Below are 15212 nucleotides of genomic sequence, written 5' to 3' on the forward strand. Positions count from 1 at the left end.
AGGGCAAAGACATGGCGACGTGCGGCGAAGTATTGGTCAAGTTACTCGAAGGTTACGGGGTCGAGCAGGTGTTCGGCATTCCCGGGGTGCATACCGTGGAGCTGTATCGCGGGCTGGCCCGTTCGAGCATCAACCACGTCACTCCGCGTCACGAACAGGGCGCCGGTTTCATGGCCGACGGTTATGCGCGCACCAGCGGCAAACCGGGTGTGTGCTTCATCATCACCGGTCCTGGCATGACCAACATCACCACCGCCATGGGCCAGGCTTACGCCGACTCTATCCCGATGCTGGTGATTTCCAGCGTGCAATCGCGCAGCCAATTGGGCGGCGGTCGCGGCAAGCTGCATGAACTGCCAAACCAGAGCGCGCTGGTCGGCGGCGTGGCGGCGTTCTCCCACACCTTGATGTCGGCGGCTGAATTGCCGGGCGTGTTGGCCCGCGCCTTCGCGCTGTTCCAGGCTGGCCGTCCGCGTCCCGTACACATCGAAATCCCGTTGGACGTGTTGGTCGAAGAGGCCGATGACTTGCTCGCCAGCGTGCCGGTGAACATCGATCGCGCTGGTGCTTCGCCAAGCGCGATCAGCCGCATGACCGACTGGCTGGCCGGTGCCAAGCGCCCATTGATTCTCGCCGGTGGTGGCGCCATCGATGCCGCGGCCGAACTGACTGAACTGGCGGAACTGCTGGATGCGCCGGTGGCCCTGACCATCAATGCCAAAGGCATGCTCGAATCCAGCCACCCGCTGCTGATCGGTTCGACCCAAAGCCTGGTAGCCACTCGCGCGCTGGTCGCCGAAGCCGACGTGGTGCTGGCCATCGGCACCGAACTGGCCGAAACCGATTACGACATCACCTTCGCTGGCGGCTTCGACATTCCCGGCGTGCTGCTGCGCGTGGACATCGACCCCGACCAGACCGTGCGTAATTACCCGCCGAAAGTCGCGTTGGTCGCCGACTCGCGCAACGCCGCTCAGGCCTTGCTGAGTGCGCTGTCCCACCAGTCGCTGGCCGAGCGTCGCAACGATTGGGGCCAGGTGCGTGCCGCGCGTTTGCGCGATGAATTGGCCGCATCCTGGGACGCCCCGACGCTGGCCCAGACCCGCTTCCTGGAAACTGTTTTGCACGAATTGCCGAACGCGGTTTTTGTCGGCGATTCGACCCAACCGGTGTACACCGGCAACCTGACCTTCAACCCGGAACGCCCGCGCCGCTGGTTCAACTCGTCCACCGGTTACGGCACCCTCGGTTACGCCTTGCCGGCGGCGATTGGCGCCTGGCTCGGTGGCAGCGTCGAAGGCGGCGCACGCCCTCCGGTGGTGTGCCTGATTGGCGACGGTGGTCTGCAATTCACTCTGCCGGAACTGGCCAGTGCGGTGGAAGCACGCACCCCGGTGATCGTCCTGCTGTGGAATAACCAGGGCTACGAAGAGATCAAGAAATACATGGTCAACCGCGACATCGAGCCGGTTGGCGTGGACATCTACACCCCGGACTTCATTGGTGTGGCCAAGGCGCTGGGCTGCGCGGCCGAGGCGGTCAGCGGTGTCGAAGAACTGCGCAGCGCGCTGCGTCTCGCCACCGATCGCCAAGGCCCGACCCTGATTGAAATCGATCAGACCCAGTGGATGAAGGCGGTGTCGAAATGAGTTTTTCTGCGACGTTCCCGACCACGCTTGATGGCCTTTACATCGATGGTCAATGGTCGGCCGGCAACGAACACTTACGCGTGATCAACCCGGCGACCGAAGCGCTGCTGACAACCGTCAACGGCGGCGATGAACACGCTGTCGATCAGGCCGTCACGGCGGCGACCAACGCTTTCAAAGAATGGTCGAAAACCACCGGCGCCGAGCGCGGGGCGATCCTGCGCAGAATCGCCGCAGGCGTGCAGGCTGGTCGTGAACAGTTGATGAAGTTGCAGTCGAGCAACAACGGCAAACCGCTGTTCGAAGCGGCCATTGATGTCGACGATGTAATCGCCACGTTCGAGTATTACGCCGATCTGGCCGAAGGCCTGGACGCGAAACAGGACAACGCCGTGGCGTTGCCGAGCGACGAGTTCAGCGCCCGTTTGCGCCGCGAGCCATGCGGTGTGGTGGGGCTGATCGTGCCGTGGAATTTCCCGATGGTCACCACCGCCTGGAAACTCGCCCCGGCCCTGGCCGCCGGTTGCTGCGTGGTGCTCAAACCGTCGGAAGTGACGCCGCTGCCGGAGCTGGAACTGGCGACGATCATTGCCGAGGCCGGTCTGCCAAACGGTGTGTTCAATCTGGTCTGCGGCACCGGCCTGGCTGTTGGCGCACCACTGTCGGCTGACCCACGCATCGCCAAGATTTCCTTCACCGGCAGCAACGCAGTGGGGGTGCAGGTGATGCAGCGGGCGGCGGAAACCGTGAAGGGTGTGAGCCTGGAATTGGGCGGCAAATCTTCGCTGCTGGTGCTCGCCGATGCCGACATCGAGCTGGCCGTGGAAGTGGCCTGTGGCGGTGGTTTCTTCAACGCCGGGCAGATGTGTTCCGCCACCAGCCGCGTGCTGGTTTCCGATGAGCTGGCGGATAAATTTGTAGCGCGATTGAAGGCGCGCGCCGAAGCCATTCGCGTGGCCGACCCGTTCGACCCGAACGTGGAAATGGGCGCACTGGTCAATCAGGCGCAATACCAACGTGTGCTGGGGCACATCGATCGCGGTTTGAGCGCTGGGGCGAAGTTGATCTGCGGCGGTAATCGTCCGGCGGACCTGTCACACGGCTATTTTTTGCAGCCGACCATTTTCGTCGACGTGCCCCTCGACAGTGCGCTGTGGTGCGAAGAGATTTTCGGCCCGGTGATCTGCGTGCGCAGTTTCAGCTCTGAAGCCGAGGCGATTGCCCTGGCCAACGACAGCCAATTCGGCCTGGTGGCCAGCGTGGTCACGCGCGACGCCGAAGCGGCTGATCGGGTCGCCAACGCTTTGCAGGCGGGGCTTGTGTGGATCAACGCGCCGCAAGTGATCTTCCCGCAGACCGCTTGGGGTGGCTACAAACAGAGCAGCATCGGCCGCGAATTGGGGCCATGGGGCTTGCAGGCTTTCCAGGAAATCAAACACGTGATTCGGGCCGTCTGAAGGCACGAAAAAAGGCCGCGCATGCCTCGTGATGAGGCATGCGCCAGCGTCATGGCTTCAATGAGTTTTTATCGATAGTCAGGTGTTTTGCACGACCTCAGGATGAACCCGCTGGCATCGCCAAGGCCCATTGAAACCGGGGGCTTGAAGCTGATCTGGCCGCGCGGATGCAACGGTTGCGACCAACCTCATACTTAAAAAAACAAAGGGAGTCCTTCATGGGCGAGCACGATCTGAACAGACGTCAATTCATCAAAACCGTGGGCGTGGCGTCCGTGGCGGCGGCGGCCATGAGTATGCCGTTCATCAAGGCCAATGCCAGCGACACACGTTTCCAGGGCAAGACCCTGCGCTTGCTGACCTGGTCCGATGACACCGGCCTTGCAGCATTGCGCAATATCGCGGCAACCTTCGAAGCCAAGTACGGCTGCAAGGTCATCGCTGACCGCACCGGCAGCACTTCGGAAATGGTCGCCAAACTCAAGGCCGGCGGTGATCGTCCGCAGTACGACATCATCACTCTGGCCGGCGTCGGCGCCGAAGGTCTGGCCGCCGCCAACCTGCTGGAAAAACCCGATCTCAACCGCATCCCTAACCTGATCGACGTGCCGGAGAAATACCGCACTGGCGCCAACGGTCACGGCATCGGTTACCTGCTGTGGTGCAACAGCCTGGTCTACAGCACCCGCACCATCAAAGAAGCGCCAGACAGCTATGCCGCCCTGTGGGACGCGGAGCTGTCGCCGAACATCTTCCTGCCGCCGCCGAACTGGACCGAGGCCATGGACCTGATCATCATCGCCGCCAAACTGGCCGGTGGTGACGAACACAACATCGAGCCAGGCTTCAAGAAACTCGCCGAGCTGAAAGATCGCGTCGTGACCTTGGGCGAAAACCCGAACCAGATCGCCGAGCTGTTCCGCACCGGTTCTCTGGACATGGGCGGTTTGTACGCGCCGGCGTTTTTCCCGAAACAGATTCGCGATCCGGCCTACGGTCTGGGCGCTACGTTCGGCATGAAGGAAGGCTTCTACACCGACCTGATGTTGTCGGTGATGCCGAAAAATCGTCCGGGCGATATCGACCTGGCCTACGCCTTCATCAACCACTCTCTGGACCCGCTGGTGCAGGGCAAGATGGCCGAAGACATCTACAACGGCCCGGTCAACGCCAAGGCGATCATCTCCGCCGAAGCACGCAAGAGCCCGTACATCCTCACGCCGGAGCAGATTGCCGAGAAGGCGATCATGCACGACAACGCCTTCCTGGCCTCCGTACATGACCAATGGATTCGTCGTTACACGGAAATCTTTTCTTCCTGATCCGTAGGAGCTGCCGGAGGCTGCGATCTTTTGATCTTGCTCTTCGGTGGCTCTGAAAAAGATCAAAAGATCGCAGCCTTCGGCAGCTCCTACACGGGCCGGGCGCGAGATATTCCTGATCTTCCATTGACGAGACCCTTTGCTATGGAACACCAACCTCTGACCCATCCGGTAAGCGCCGCACCCGTGCGCCTCAATCGGGGTGTCTCACCGACGGCGCGCGCCTGGCTTTTCCTCTCGCCGTCGATGCTGTTTCTCGGCGTGCTGATTGCCGCGAGCCTCTTGGTGCTGCGCATGAGCGTCGGCACCAAAGGCGCGGAATGGACCGGGTTCAGCCTGGCCAGTTACGCGCAATTGCTGGAACCCTATTACCTCAAATCGTTGCTGCTGACGTTGCGCCTGGCGCTGATCAGTGCGGTGATTGCGGTGCTGCTGGCGATCCCCGTCGCCTACACCATGTCGCGGTTGACCTCGCCGTTTGTGCGGCGGATCTTCCTCGCGGCGGTGCTGCTGCCATTGCTGGTCAACCTGCTGCTGCAAAGCTACGGCTGGCTGGTGATTCTCGGCCCCGGCGGCATGCTCAATCAGGCGCTGATGGGCCTGGGCCTGATCAAGCGCCCGATCATGCTGCTCTACAACCAGAACGGCGTGTTGATGGGCCTGGTGCAAACCGCGTTCCCGTTGGCCGTGCTGCCGATTGCCAGCGCCATGCGCGGCGTCGCCCGCACTTACGAAGAAGCCGCTGCCACCCTCGGCGCCAGTCGCTTGCAGGTGTTTCGCCAGGTGGTGTTGCCGATGAGTTTGCCGGGGATTATCACTGGCGCGACATTGGTGTTCGCCTACAACGCCAGCAGTTTTGTGGTGCCGCTGCTGCTCGGTGGTCGGCGCGTGCCGATGCTGGCGGTGATGGTGCATGACCAGATCGCCCCGCTGATGAACTGGCCCGCCGCGTCTGCTGCCGGTGTGGTGCTGATCGTTACCACCCTGGCGATCATGACCTTGTCCGAATACATCACTGGCCGTCGTCGGCGCATGCTGGAGGCTTCGCAATGAGTACCCTGATCAAGAAGCGCCACTCGCTGCTGCCGGGCGATACCGGCAAGTTCGCCGGCATCCTGTCGGGCTTCATTTTGCTGCTGGCGGTGCTGCCGATTCTGACCATGATTGTCATGTCGTTCAGTGGCGCATCGAACCTCGACTTCCCGCCCAGCAGCTACAGCCTGCAATGGTACGAGGCCGCCTGGAACACCTTCGTATCGCCAGATTCCAGCGATGTGCTGAGCCTCGGCAAAGCCATGACCACCAGTTTGATGGTGGCCTGCCTGACCATGATTTTCGCCACGATTATCGCGGTGCCGGCAGCCTATGCCCTGACCCGTTGCGAGTTTCGCGGCAAGGCCGTGGCGCTGCAATTGATGTCGCTGCCACTGGTGTTCCCGATGGTGGTGTTGGGCCTGGCCTTGCTGCTGGTATTCGACAGCCTGCCTTTCCACATCACCACCTCGCGACTGGTGATTGCCCACGTGATTCTGGCGCTGCCGTTCGTGGTGAAAAACTGCACGGCGGCGATGCTCTCCATCGGCAGCGAAGTCGAGGAAGCCGCGCAAATGCTCGGCGCTTCACCGCTACGGGCGATTGTCGATGTGGTGGTGCCGCTGATGAAATCGGGGATTCTGGCGGGCATGTTGCTGGCGTTCATCGTCTCGTTCAACGAATTCACCGTGACCTATTTCCTCTACACCATCGACGTCATGACCGTGCCGATCTGGATGTACAGCCGCACAGTGTCTTCGCTCGACCCTACCGTTTTCTCGTTTGCCGTGCTGATCGTGCTGATCGACTTCGTCCTGATCTGGGCGTTGGAGAAGCTGGTCGGTGAAGGTGGCGTTTCGTTCTGATTCTTGAGGTGCAACATGACTGGTCTGATTCTGGAAAACGTCGAGAAACATTACGGCTCGGCCTGCGCGGTAAAAGATGTGAACCTGCATTTGCCCGAGGGCAAACTGGTGTGTTTCCTCGGCCCTTCGGGCTGCGGCAAAACCACCTTGCTGCGGATGATTGCCGGGCTTGAAACCCTGACCGGCGGCGAGATTCGCCTGGACGGTGAAGACATCGGCCATACGCCGGCGCATCAGCGTAATTTCGGCATGGTGTTCCAATCGCTGGCGCTGTTTCCGCACATGACGGTGGGGGAGAACATCGCCTATCCGCTGAAACTGCGTGGGGTCAGCAAGGCTGATCAACAGGCGCGGGTGGTGGAGTTGCTGGAGCTGATTCAGCTGCAGGAAATGATTGATCGCCCGGTGGCAAAACTCTCCGGCGGTCAGCGTCAGCGTGTGGCGATTGCCCGGGCGATTGCTTCGCGGCCGAAAATCCTCCTGCTCGACGAACCGCTGTCGGCGCTGGACGCCAAGCTGCGTGAGTCGATGCAGGTGGAAATCCGTCAGCTGCAACAGCGTTTGAACATCACCACCATCATGGTCACCCATGACCAGCGCGAAGCCATGACCATGGCTGACATCGTGGTGGTGCTGGGTGAGCATCGGGTGCAGCAGGTGGGTACGCCGATTGAAATCTATCGGCATCCGGCCAATGAGTTTGTCGCGGACTTTATCGGTTCGGGCAATATTTTCCCGGCCACGGCGCTGGGCAACGGCAAGGTCAGCTTGCCCGGTGGCGATGCCCTGCAAGTGCCGATCTGCAGCAGCATTGTGGTGGGGGAGAAGGTGAAAATGCTGATCCGCCCGGAAGACCTGCAACTGTCGCAACCCCAGGCCACGGCGGGGAATCGCTTGCTCGGGAAGGTGACGTTTGTGCGGGATATCGGTGCGACGATTGAAACGACTGTTGAGTGTTCCGGGGTGTCGTTTACTGCGTTGAGCACGCCGTGTCAGGGAGTTGGGTTGAGCATTGGCAATCCGGTGTCGGTGACATTGCCGGCTGAGGCGTGCCGAGTACTAAGCGCCTGATCCAGATTTGATATTGGCCTTCCTGGCCTCATCGCGGGCAAGCCCGCTCCCACAGGTTTCCGTGTACACCGGACCTTGTGGGAGCGGGCTTGCCCGCGATGGGGTCATCAGCCACACAACAAAAGTCAGATCAAACCGACAACCGCAACCGCGCCAAATCCCGGAGCGGCGGCGCCCCGAACAATCGGCTGTACTCCCGGCTGAATTGCGAAGGGCTTTCATACCCCACCCGATAACCCGCCGCCGAAGCTTCCAGCCCTTCAGCCAGCATCAACCGCCGCGCCTCTTGCAGGCGCAACTGCTTCTGATACTGCAGCGGACTCATCGCCGTCATCGCCTTGAATCGGTGATGCAATGTCGACACGCTCAGGTTCACTTCCCGCGCCAGATCATCGATGCGTAGCGGTTGCTCATAATTGCCGTTGAGCCATTTGATCGCCTGGCTGATGCGATGGCTCTGGCTGTTGGCGATGGCAATCTCATACAGCCGATGACCCTGCTGGCTGCGTAACAGCCGATACAGAATCTCTCGACGAATCAGCGGCGCCAGCATGGCGATGTCTTTGGGTGTATCCAGCAAACGCGCCAGACGCAGCACGGCATCAAGCATTGCCGTGTCGATCTGCTCCACATACAGGCCGCGGCCAGTGGGACGTGTGGGGACGCCGATGGGCCCGGCGTCGGCAATCAGCGCGCTGATTTCCGCCGGGTCGATGTCCAGCCGCACGGCGAGGATCGGTTCCTCGGGCGAGACGTTCACCACCCGCCCGCTCAAGGGCATCGAGACCGACACCACCAGGTAATTCAGTGGGTCGTAATTGAAGTATTCATCCGCCAGCCGCACTTCCTTGCGCCCCTGGGCCATGATGCACAGGGCCGGTTGCGCCAGCACTGGAGCGAAGTCGTGGTTTTTACTGTGGCGCGACATGAACAGCGAACCGACGGCGGTGGCATAAGTGCCATCCTCCATCGTGTTACGGCGGATGAGGGCGGCCAGTTCCGCGCGCTGTTTTTCCATGTCGGCATCCAGCGGGGCTTGAAAATGATCGAGCGACGACATGCAGGGCATCCTCGGTGACGCGTTGGTGATGGGCTGAGCTTAAATTTGTGCAAGGGACAACGGTAGACACATCCTGCCAAAAGCTTGCCTGATTCTGCACGGGGTGGATCTGCGCTCCAACGTTTGCCGGGCGCGGCTTTGCTTTTGTAGGAGCTGCCGCAGGCTGCGATCTTTTGACTTGGTCTTTCAAAATCAAAAGATCGCAGCTCCTACATGAGTTCAGCACACTTGCCCGAATCTCATATGACAGTGCCATGACCATGGTTTACATGCTGTTACAGACGCTTTCTGCAGCCGCGCAGGATTGTGCAACAAGCCGGCAGAAATCGACTAACGACGACCAGGGCGCGCCGCCTAATCTTGGATCCTGTCGCAGCCCGTCCTCGGCTGCCACTGGATGACCTAGGAGGGTTGAACATGTCTACGCAGATCCCCGTCAGTCATATGGCCTTCGTCCGCGCCCGCGCCGGGCGTTCGGCAGAACTCGGTGCGCGCCTGAGCGCCCTGATCGAGCCGTCGCGCAACGCGCCGGGTTGCCTGAGCTTCGCCCTGCAGCACTCGCAATGCGATCCAGAGCTGTGGCTGGTGTCCGGTTTCTGGGACAACCAACAGGCCATGACCGCTTACTTCGGCAGCCCGGCAATGCAGATTTTTGCCGAGCTGGTGCAGGAGCTGGTGGTCAATAGTCTGGATTTCCATACCTTCAAGGATGTCTCGGCGGCCCAGGCCCTTGGCCAGTCCCAGGCAGCGGTACACAAACTCGTCGGTTGAGGGTTTAATGGCGCAATTCTCCATTAGCCAGGATCCGCGACATGGCACGCAAAGCCTTTGAACACTTCGAAGCCGTTTCAGCAGTAGTACCGGGCGAGGGCGGTTACCACGCCGCGATTGCCGTCAAAGCCCTCGGTGGTTCCGGTGCCCCGACTTTTCACAAAGTGCTGGAAGGCCAGACTTTCAAGACCGCTCATGAAGCCGACGAGGCCGCGGCCAAAGAGCTGACCCGCCTCAAAGACGTTAAAGAAGACGCCGACCTGCTCTGGTAATTACTTGACCGCCCCCGGGCGGAACATCTTGAACAATGCCTCTGGCCCCAGCTGAAAGTAATCCGCCGGCCCGCCGCCGCGCAGAATCGGTTCTGCCGCGGCGGTGTCGTATACCCCATCCTTCAGCAGCCGCTTGGCGATATGCACGGCGACCACTTCGCCGAGAATCAGCCAGCTCGGCACCACTTCCTTGTTTGCACGCTGCAACTGAATGATCTGCGTGACCTTGCACTCAAAGGACACCGGGCTTTCGGCGACCCGTGGCACCTGAATGACTTTCGAGGCGACGGTGGTCAGCCCGGACAGTTCGAACTCATCGACCTCCGGCCCGACCATGGCGCAGCTCTGATTCATCTGCTCGGCCAATGGGCGGGTCGCCAGGTTCCAGGCGAATTCACCGGTTTGCTCGATGTTATTCAGGCTGTCTTTGCGCCCGACGCTGGAAAACCCAATGATCGGCGGGATGTAGTTGAAGGCGTTGAAAAAGCTGTAGGGCGCCAGGTTCAGGCGACCATTGGCGTCCTGGGAGGAAATCCAGCCGATAGGACGCGGGCCGACGATGGCGTTGAACGGGTCATGCGGCAGGCCGTGGCCGTTGGCGGGTTCGTAGAAATGGATGTCGTCGGGCATACAGTGAATTCCTGGGGCGTTCGGGAGGCGGTCATGGTGCAAGGGCCGGCGGCATATTTCCAGCCCATCCTCAATCACTGTGCTCCCCAGAAGCGACTAAGCCCGGCGAAGGCCGGGCTGTGGTGTTGCAGATTGCGGGGGCTGTTCAGGTGAGACCGAGTCATGGCCTTCGCGGGCAAGCCTCGCTCCTACAAGGGCACCACAATCCCTGTAGGAGCGAGGCTTGCCCGCGAAGAGGCCATAACAGCCTCCATCAATGTAACTGTCAGTCCGTCTCGATCCGCGAATGCTTGCGGGTGTCTTTCATGGTCACGTACACCAGCAACGACACCGCGATGCACGCCGTGACATACCAGTAGTAACCGGTTTCCATGCCGATGCTCTTGAACCACAGCGCGATGTATTCAGCGGTGCCGCCAAAGATCGACACGGTCAGCGCGTACGGCAGGCCGACGCCCAGCGCACGGATTTCGGTCGGGAACAATTCAGCTTTAACCACCGCGTTGATCGAGGTGTAGCCGCTGACAATGATCAGCGCTGCCATGATCAGGAAGAACGCGCCCCACCAGGTCTGGATGGTGTGCAGGGTGGTCAGGATCGGCACGGTGAACAGTGTCCCGAGAATACCGAAGGCGATCAGGATCGGACGACGACCGACTTTATCCGACAGCCCGCCGATGATCGGTTGCAGGCACATGAACAGGAACAGCGTGGCGGCAGAAATCGTGGTGGAGTCGGAAATGCTCATGCCGACGGTGTTCACCAGGTATTTCTGCATGTACGTGGTGTAGGTGTAGAACGCCAGCGTGCCGCCCATGGTCAGGCCGACCACGGTCATCAGTTCCTTCGGATGGCGCATCAAGGTGCGCATCGCGCTTTCCTTGGCTTTCTCTTTCTTGGTGAACGACTCGGTTTCTTCCATGCCACGACGCAGGTACAGCGCGACCACCGCACACAGTGCGCCGATGGCAAACGGAATGCGCCAGCCCCAGGCGTACAGCTCTTCGGTGGTCAGGGTCTGTTGCAGCACGATCAACACCGCCAGGGCGATGAGCTGGCCGGAGATCAGGGTCACGTACTGGAAGCTGGAGTAGAAGCCGCGACGATCCTTGGTCGCCATCTCGCTGAGGTAAGTCGCCGAGGTGCCGTACTCGCCACCGACCGACAGGCCTTGCAGCAAACGGGCGAAAATCAGCAGGATCGGTGCGCCGATGCCAATGGTTTCATAACCCGGGCTCAGGGCGATCAGCAGCGAGCCAAAGCACATCAGGTACACCGAAGCCATCAGCGCTTTCTTGCGACCGGCCTTGTCGGCGTAGAGGCCCATCAGCCAGCCACCGATCGGGCGCATCAGGAAGCCCACGGCGAAGATCGCGGCGGTGTTGAGCAGTTGTGCGGTGGTGTCGCCTTTGGGGAAGAAGGCTTTGGCGAAGTACAGGGAGAAGGCGGCGTAGACGTACCAGTCGTACCACTCGACCATGTTGCCGACAGAGCCGCTGAAGATCGATTTGATCCGGCTAGCGGTGGTTCTTTCTGTAGCCGGCGCGGCAGCCGACCCAAGAGGCAAGGCGTTGGAGTTATCCATTGAAGGATCCTTCGTTTAATTGTTTTTGTGGAGCGCGTTAAAACGCAGCCTGCTGGAGCTATAGCAGGAGCTGTGCCAAGGAGAGGAGGGCCGGTTTAGAGGGGGTGGCGGGTTCTGTTGAGCGGAAATCCGCTTATCTGTCGGAGGGTGGTGAGCGGGAAACCGCCGAAAAGATCGCAGCCTTCGGCAGCTCCTACGTGGGATTGGCGTACACCCGTAGGAGCTGGCGAAGCCTGCGATCTTTTGATCTTAACGATCATGATTCGCCGAGAAACATCTCGCGACTCAACCCATGCCGCTGCATCTTTTCATTAAAGGTACGGCGCGGCAGTTGCAGTTCTTCAAGCACCGCTTTCACATCACCTTTATGCCGGGTCAACGCCGCGCGCAAGCAATGCGCTTCGAAGGCTTCCTGCTGCGCCGCCAGTGACTGGCCAGGATCGATCCCCACCGGTTCCGGTTCGCCAAGGCCCAGCACTTGTCGTTCGGCGACGTTCGCCAGTTCGCGCACATTGCCCGGCCAGTCGTGGCTCAGCAGATGGCTCAGTTGCGGCCCGCTCAAGGGCGCAAAGGTGCGGCCCAAACGCTCGGCGGCACTCTGGGCGAAGAATTCGAACAACAGTGGAATGTCTTCACGCCGGTCACGCAACGGTGGCAGACGCAACTCGGCGACGTTCAATCGATAGGCCAAATCTTCGCGAAAACGTCCGGCCCGGGCTTCATCCAGCAAGTCGGGTTTGGTCGCGGCGATGATTCGCAAATCCACGTGGATGCTCTGGTTGGAACCCAATCGCTCAAGCTTCTGCTCCTGCAACACCCGCAGCAATTTCACCTGCTGGGCCAGCGGCATGCTTTCGATTTCATCGAGAAACAGCGTGCCGCCGTCGGCGTATTCGAGCTTGCCGATGCGTTTGCCCTGGGCGCCGGTGAACGCGCCGCTCTCATGGCCGAACAGTTCGGCCTCGAACAATTGCTCGGGAATCGCCGCGCAGTTCAGCGCCACGAAGGGCTTGTCCGCGCGGGGACCGAAGTCGTGCAGGCAACGGGCAACCAATTCCTTGCCGCTGCCCGTTTCGCCCCGGATCAGCACATTGACCGGCAACGTCGCCAGGTCCAGCACCTGCCGACGCAACGTCTGCAAACCACGGGACACCCCCAGCAGGGTGGCGTCGAGTTTGGCGCGATTGTCCGCCCGCTCGTGCAGGGCGCGGTTTTCCAGCACCAGCCGGCGTTTGTCCAGAGCGCGGCGCAGGCTGCTCAGAAGGGTTTCCGGGCTGAAAGGTTTTTCGAGGAAATCGTACGCGCCATCGCGCATCGCTTCGACGGCCATCGGCACATCACCGTGACCGGTCAGCAATATCACCGGCAAGTCGGCATCGCGGCGCTGGACTTCGGCCAGCAGCTCCAGCCCGGTCATGCCAGGCATGCGCACGTCGCTGAGAATCACCCCGGGGAAATGTTTCGGCAGTTGCGCCAGACACTCGTCGGCGCGACTGAACAGTTGCACTTCGAACCCTGAGAGGCTCAGCCACTGTTCGACGGCGCTGCGGATGCTGCTTTCGTCATCGACCACCATCACCGAATTGAGCATCAGCCAGGCACCTCCAGATCAATGGGCAACGTCATAGTAAACACCGCGCCGTTTTCACCATTATCGACACTCAGGCGTCCGCCCGATTCGTGGACGATGGCGAAGGAGACCGCCAGCCCGAGGCCCAGGCCATCGCCCACCGGTTTGGTGGTGAAGAACGGATCAAACACGTTGGCCAAGTGCTCTTCGGCAATGCCGCCACCGTTATCGGCGACGGTCAGGCGCCACAATTGTTCATCGGCTTCGAGGCGGATTTCCAGACGCTTGCAGGGTTTGTCGTGCATCGCATCCAGGGCATTGCGCAGCAGGTTGATCAGCACCTGTTCCAGACGAATCGCATCGCCACGCACCCAGGCCGGACGGGTCAGATGTAGCACGGTGCTGATGTGCTCGTCACGCAGGCGCGCATCCAGCAACTGCAGGGATTGGTCGACGACCGCCGCCAAATCCAGCCGTTCGCGCAAACCGCTGGGGCTTTTGCGGGCGAAGGTTTTCAGGTGGCCGGTGAGGGCGGCCATGCGCGTGAGCATGTCGTCCACCGGTTTGAGCGCCTTGTAGGCGTCTTCGACACGGCCGTGATCGAGCAGCAGCCTCAGAGTAGCAAGCTGCATGCGCTGGGCGGTCAATGGTTGATTGATTTCATGGGCCAGCGCCGCAGACATCTGGCCGAGGGCTGCGAGTTTGGCTGATTGCACCAGCCCGTCCTGAGCGGTGCGCAAATCCCGGGTGCGTTCTTCCACCAGTCGCTCGAGTTCTTCACGGCTACGCTGACGCAGTTTGGCCAGGCGCCAGCGCTGGTTGAGGAACAGCAACAGAAACACCAGCGTTAGCCAGGCACCAGCGGCGGCGAGCCCTGCGTTGCGGCGGTCTTCGAACGCGACCTGCGGGCGACGCAACAGATGTAGCGTCCAGCCTTCGGCGGCCAGCGGCAGCGATTCCCAGAGGTAATCCGCCGTCCCGTCGGGGCCAACGACGCGAGTCAGCGCACTGTTGTCGTCAAAGCGTCGCACCGGTTGATAGTCAAGCGGGGTCAACGGCTGTTTGTCGTATTGGCGGGTAGCTTTGAGCTCGGCGTGATCGCTGTCGCTCAGCGGTTTCAATTGGCGATAACGCCAGCCCGGCTGGTTGGCGATGAAAATGATCCCGCGCGCATCGCTGACCAGCAACGTGTCGCTACCCTGACGCCATTCGCGCTCCAGTTCCGGGAATTCGAGTTTGACCACCATGGCCCCGAGGAACTCACCACCGTCGCCGGTCACCGCGCTGGACAGGAAGTAGCCGGGAATGCCGCTGGTCACACCCACCGCATAAAAGCGCCCGGTGCCTTGGGTGCGGGTCTGGCTGAAGTAGGGGCGAAAGCCGTAGTTGTGGCCGACGTAGCTGCTGGGCAAACGCCAGTTGCTGGCGGCCACGGCCAAGCCGGTACGGTCGAGCAACTCCAGGGTCGAGGAGTGTGCGGCGCCGTTGATTTTTTCCAGTTTGCGATTCAACGCAAGCTGCTCTTCGGGGCTCACTTCACCGTTTAGCGCGGCGCGCAATTCCGGGTCCAGCGCCAATACGGCGGGCAGGGCGCGGTAGCGGTCGATCAGGGTGTGCAGCGAGTTGGCGTACAGCGCCAGTTGCTGATTGGCCCGCGCGGCATCTTCCACCAACGCCTGGCGTTCGGTGTGACGGATGGCCAGGGTCGCGGCCAAGGCTGCACCCGCGATGATCAGCAGGATATAGAACGACAGACGCAAGGTACGGGAAGTCGGCAGCATACTGTGGGAAACAGGTTGAAGGACGGGCGGGCACCATACCATGGGCCCGCGTTTCCTTCGTCCCGACATCATGTGTTCAGACGGAAGTAAATTTACTCGATCGAGAGCGCAACATGGTCTGGGTATACGCCAATTCGTTAGTGACC

Annotated in this window: 13 protein-coding genes; 8 read left to right on the plus strand and 5 right to left on the minus strand. The window is 61.0% G+C overall.

Going from position 1 to position 15212, the window contains the following annotated elements:
• Positions 1-11 precede the first annotated feature (11 nt).
• The 6 genes from F6R97_RS21080 to F6R97_RS21105 all read left to right on the plus strand — a co-directional run bounded on the left by F6R97_RS21080 (position 12) and on the right by F6R97_RS21105 (position 7397).
• Positions 12-1649, plus strand: coding sequence for a 5-guanidino-2-oxopentanoate decarboxylase (locus tag F6R97_RS21080; RefSeq protein WP_315867033.1), 1638 nt, complete (start codon positions 12-14; stop codon positions 1647-1649).
• On the plus strand, positions 1646-3106 hold the full coding sequence (locus F6R97_RS21085; protein ID WP_315867034.1) for an aldehyde dehydrogenase family protein: 1461 nt from the start codon (positions 1646-1648) through the stop codon (positions 3104-3106). The genes F6R97_RS21080 and F6R97_RS21085 overlap by 4 nt, the downstream gene beginning before the upstream one ends.
• A 218-nt stretch (positions 3107-3324) precedes the next feature.
• Positions 3325-4428: an ABC transporter substrate-binding protein gene (locus F6R97_RS21090; RefSeq protein WP_030128157.1), complete on the plus strand. Its 1104-nt coding sequence runs from the start codon at positions 3325-3327 to the stop codon at positions 4426-4428.
• Positions 4429-4572: 144 nt separating this feature from the next.
• Positions 4573-5481 (plus strand): ABC transporter permease, encoded by a 909-nt coding sequence (locus F6R97_RS21095; RefSeq protein WP_315867035.1) that lies wholly within the window; start codon positions 4573-4575, stop codon positions 5479-5481.
• Positions 5478-6326 (plus strand): ABC transporter permease, encoded by an 849-nt coding sequence (locus F6R97_RS21100; RefSeq protein ID WP_038981913.1) that lies wholly within the window; start codon positions 5478-5480, stop codon positions 6324-6326. The genes F6R97_RS21095 and F6R97_RS21100 overlap by 4 nt, the downstream gene beginning before the upstream one ends.
• Positions 6327-6341: 15 nt before the next feature.
• The gene (locus tag F6R97_RS21105) at positions 6342-7397 is read left to right on the plus strand and encodes an ABC transporter ATP-binding protein (RefSeq protein WP_052967300.1); all 1056 of its coding nucleotides are present in this window, start codon (positions 6342-6344) and stop codon (positions 7395-7397) included.
• Positions 7398-7527: 130 nt separating this feature from the next.
• Here F6R97_RS21105 and F6R97_RS21110 read toward each other — a convergent pair whose 3' ends face one another.
• On the minus strand, positions 7528-8457 hold the full coding sequence (locus F6R97_RS21110) for an AraC family transcriptional regulator (RefSeq protein ID WP_315867036.1): 930 nt from the start codon (positions 8455-8457) through the stop codon (positions 7528-7530).
• 417 nt (positions 8458-8874) lie between these two features.
• Here F6R97_RS21110 and F6R97_RS21115 point away from each other — a divergent pair, with 417 nt between their 5' ends.
• Both F6R97_RS21115 and F6R97_RS21120 read left to right on the plus strand, forming a co-directional pair.
• Positions 8875-9228 (plus strand): putative quinol monooxygenase, encoded by a 354-nt coding sequence (locus F6R97_RS21115; protein WP_007898360.1) that lies wholly within the window; start codon positions 8875-8877, stop codon positions 9226-9228.
• A 41-nt stretch (positions 9229-9269) separates the two neighbouring features.
• Positions 9270-9500, plus strand: coding sequence for a hypothetical protein (locus F6R97_RS21120; protein ID WP_008010028.1), 231 nt, complete (start codon positions 9270-9272; stop codon positions 9498-9500).
• On the opposite strand, the gene F6R97_RS21125 is transcribed toward F6R97_RS21120, so the two are convergent.
• The 4 genes from F6R97_RS21125 to F6R97_RS21140 form a co-directional block, all read right to left on the minus strand.
• Positions 9501-10130 carry a flavin reductase family protein gene (locus tag F6R97_RS21125; protein ID WP_050682562.1) on the minus strand — a complete coding sequence of 210 codons (630 nt, stop codon included), beginning with the start codon at positions 10128-10130 and terminating at the stop codon, positions 9501-9503.
• A 265-nt stretch (positions 10131-10395) separates the two neighbouring features.
• Positions 10396-11715, minus strand: a complete 1320-nt coding sequence (locus F6R97_RS21130; RefSeq protein WP_038981918.1) for an MFS transporter — start codon at positions 11713-11715, stop codon at positions 10396-10398.
• A gap of 256 nt (positions 11716-11971) precedes the next feature.
• Positions 11972-13306, minus strand: a complete 1335-nt coding sequence (locus F6R97_RS21135; RefSeq protein WP_050682560.1) for a sigma-54-dependent transcriptional regulator — start codon at positions 13304-13306, stop codon at positions 11972-11974.
• Entirely contained in the window at positions 13306-15066 is a 1761-nt protein-coding gene (locus tag F6R97_RS21140) for an ATP-binding protein (RefSeq protein WP_315867037.1), read from the minus strand. Before F6R97_RS21140 ends, F6R97_RS21135 begins: the two co-directional genes overlap by 1 nt.
• Between the last annotated feature and the right edge of the window lie 146 nt (positions 15067-15212).

The sequence above is a fragment of the Pseudomonas sp. JV414 genome, assembly GCF_032424305.1.
Classification (GTDB): Bacteria; Pseudomonadota; Gammaproteobacteria; order Pseudomonadales; family Pseudomonadaceae; genus Aquipseudomonas; species Aquipseudomonas lini.